This window comes from Streptomyces palmae (genome assembly GCF_004684805.1).
GTDB classification, from domain to species: domain Bacteria; phylum Actinomycetota; class Actinomycetes; order Streptomycetales; family Streptomycetaceae; genus Streptomyces; species Streptomyces palmae.
In genome coordinates this window covers 1-1,977 of sequence record NZ_SRID01000623.1, presented here as the reverse complement: position 1 = coordinate 1,977, position 1,977 = coordinate 1, and the positions used below count along the sequence as shown (strand labels likewise).

At 69.9% G+C, this 1,977-nt stretch carries 2 protein-coding genes; one reads left to right on the top strand and one right to left on the bottom strand.

Translation table 11 applies throughout. The features are described 5' to 3' along the window. Window positions 1-191: 191 nt before the first annotated feature. Window positions 192-686, bottom strand: coding sequence for a DUF3145 domain-containing protein (locus E4099_RS31590; protein ID WP_135342522.1), 495 nt, complete (start codon window positions 684-686; stop codon window positions 192-194). 332 nt (window positions 687-1,018) lie between these two features. On the opposite strand from E4099_RS31590, the gene E4099_RS31585 reads away from it, so the two are divergent. Beyond that, a complete protein-coding gene (locus E4099_RS31585; protein ID WP_135342521.1) occupies window positions 1,019-1,948 on the top strand; it encodes an SGNH/GDSL hydrolase family protein in 930 nt (309 codons plus the stop codon). Window positions 1,949-1,977: the final 29 nt, after the last annotated feature.

Sequence of the window (1,977 nt, the reverse complement as noted above, 5' to 3'; positions counted from 1 at the left end):
GTCGCGCAGTTCCCCGCGCCCCCTTGGGGCGCACGGCAGCGTCGGATGGGCTGGGGCCAGCCGACCCTGCGGCGTGGGGGCTGAGTGGGCTGGTTGGGTGCGGGCCGTGGGTGGCTGGTCGCGCAGTTCCCCGCGCCCCCTTGGTGCGCACGGCAGCGTCAGGGGGATTGGTGAGGTTGGCCGAGGGAGTGTCAGACGACCTGGTGGAGCCAGCGGACCGGGGCGCCCTCGCCGGCGTAGCGGAAGGGTTCCAGCTCGTCGTCCCAGGGCTTGCCGAGGAGCTTGGCGACCTCGGCCGCCAGCTCGGTCTCGCCGCAGCTGGAGCGGGCCATGGCCGCGCGCAGCCGGTCCTCGGGGATGAGGATGTCACCGTGCATGCCGGTGACGGCGTGGAAGATTCCCAGCGCCGGGGTGGAGCTGTAGCGTTCGCCCTCCGCGGTGGCGCACGGCTCGGCGGTCACCTCGAAGCGCAGCAGGTTCCAGCCGCGCAGCGCCGAGGCCAGCTTGGAGGCCATCCCGGCCCGGCCCTGCCAGGAGAACTCCGCCCGCCAGGTGCCGGGGGCCGCGGGCTGTTTGATCCAGTCGAGGGTGACGCGCACGCCGAGGACGCCCGCGATGGCCCATTCGACATGCGGGCACAGCGCGCGCGGGGCGGAGTGCACGTACAGAACTCCACGTGTCGTCACCGGGACCTCCAGTGCGGTTCGAGGTTCGCCTTCCCCAGCGGCCTCGTGATCCGTACCGGTCGCGTCCGGGACAGCAACAGACATTCTGCCCCAATGATCACTCCTGCACCAGCTCCTGAGGTTACACGAAGTAAACACCATAGAGCCCAATTCTCGACAAACCCTGAACAAAAGGGACAGAATCTGACTCAAGGTAACGCCCGGTGCGGGAGCGACGCGCCTGGGGCCGAAACCCGATCGGCACGAGGCAAAACTACCGCGCGGCAACCGCCGGGGAGTGACGTACCGTCGGTCCAGGAGAGATATCACCCATCAGTCGGAGGGGGAACACCATGCGGGTCAGAAGGACCGCCACCCGGCGGGGTTGTCCGGCCGCGGTGGGCCCGCGCGCCGGGTCCGCGCTACGGGCCGCGGCAGTACTGGTGACCGCGGGACTGCTGCTGACCGGGTGCAATGACGTCCCGGGCGGCGAGGACCACGCCACCAAGCGGCCCACCAAGCGGCCGGGGCCGCGGTGGGACACCCACCCGGACTCCATCGCCTCCGTCGGCGACTCCATCACCCGTGGTTTCGACGCCTGTTCGGTGCTCAAGGACTGCCCCGAGGTCTCCTGGTCCACCGGCACGGACGTGGACAGCGTGGCCCACCGGCTGCTTCCGGACGACTCCGCGAACGGCCGGGTGCGCAGCTGGAACTACGCCAAGACCGGCGCCCGGATCGAGGACCTGCCCGGGCAGCTGAAGGCCGCCGCGGCACACCGGCCGGAGCTGGTCACGGTGATGATCGGGGCCAATGACGCCTGTCGGCGCTCGGTCTCCGACATGACACCGGTCAAGGAGTTCCGCACCGGCTTCGCGAGCTCGCTGGCCACGCTGCGGCGCACCCTGCCCAGGACCCAGGTGTATGTGGCGAGCGTCCCCGACCTGCAACGACTCTGGTCCCAGGGGCGGAAGAACCTGCTGGGCAGGACCGTCTGGCGGCTGGGGATCTGCCCGTCGATGCTCAAGGACTCCGACTCCATGGACGCCGCCGCCAAGGAACGCAGACGGGCGGTCTCGGAACGGGTGAGCGCCTACAACACGGCGCTCAAGCAGGTCTGCGCGAAGGACCGGCTCTGCCGTTTCGACCCCGCCGTCCACAACTACCGGTTCACGACGGAGGAGTTGAGCAAGTGGGACTGGTTCCACCCCAGCAAGAGCGGACAGGAGGTGCTGGCGGACATCGCCTACCGGGAAATCACCCGTAAGGACCCCGTCGGCTGAGTCAACACCCCGCCACCCCCTCCCGCCCC

What these genes read in the sequence shown, in the direction of transcription:
- E4099_RS31585 (WP_135342521.1), top strand. Translation starts at nt 1,019, where the DNA reads ATGCGGGTCAGAAGGACCGCCACCCGGCGGGGTTGTCCGGCCGCGGTG.